This is a genomic window from Oleiphilus sp. HI0067, assembly GCF_001635735.1.
Genome location: NZ_LWFI01001627.1, coordinates 1 through 987, shown reverse-complemented (window position 1 = coordinate 987; position 987 = coordinate 1). Strand labels below are relative to the sequence as shown.

Below are 987 nucleotides of genomic sequence, written 5' to 3'. Positions count from 1 at the left end.
ACAACATTATCTTCAGGGGGAACATCCAATTCTGTGTTTTTTATTATTTGTTCCAATATTTGGGGTTTGTGTAAATAAAAGCCTTGCGCAAAATCGACACCAATTTCTTTTAATTTTTCATGAATAGGTGCACTAGTAACAAACTCTGCGATAGTCTTCAAACCAATGGTATGTGCGAAACTGTTAATTGATTTGATCATTGCATAGGAGAACTCATCTTCATCGATTTCTTTCACAAACATGCCATCAATTTTAATGTAGTCAATCGGCAGATTCTTTAGATACTGATAAGATGAGAGCCCCGTTCCAAAATCATCCAGAGCAAAGGCATACCCTTCGCATCGTAACATGGCAATGAACTCTTGAGTTTTCTCAATATTTTCAATAGCAGCAGTTTCTGTTATCTCAAACGTAATTTGCTCAGGTTTAACGGTATATTTGTGGGCAAGGGACAAAATAAAATCACCCAACTTCCGATCGGAAATTGACTGCCCTGACAAGTTAATTGCCACATGCATATTTGGTGTAAGTTGCGAAAAGACCCGATCGATTACCCAGCGATCTATTTTCGGCATTAGCTTTGAACGCTCAGCCACTGGTATAAATAAACCGGGAGGAATGTTCTCACCATCCTCCGATTGAAGGCGCAGGAGCGCTTCGTAATGGCATCGATTATTGCTGTCGTTTACAGGGCTGATTCTCTGAAACATCAGAAAAAAATGATCGTTCGCAATAGCCTCATCTAAAATACTTAGCAAATTCCTATCTTGCATGAATAAGGCATACTCACTTTTTGATGAATCCATGACATGAATACGATTTTCATTATCGCCTTTTGCATAACGGCACGCCGCGTCGGCGCCGTTAATAAGTTGGCTGACATCAGAATAAAGTGCCTTATCAATTGGAGCGATGCCAGCCGATAAGCTCACACTTAATGCTCGGCCTAGGTGAACTAAATTAATCTTTTCTACTTTTTTTAGAATA

Annotated in this window: 1 protein-coding gene; it reads right to left on the bottom strand. The window is 39.4% G+C overall.

The features are described from left to right. The coding region (locus tag A3739_RS26285; protein ID WP_156502867.1) for an EAL domain-containing protein at nt 1-987 on the bottom strand (987 nt) is incomplete at both ends.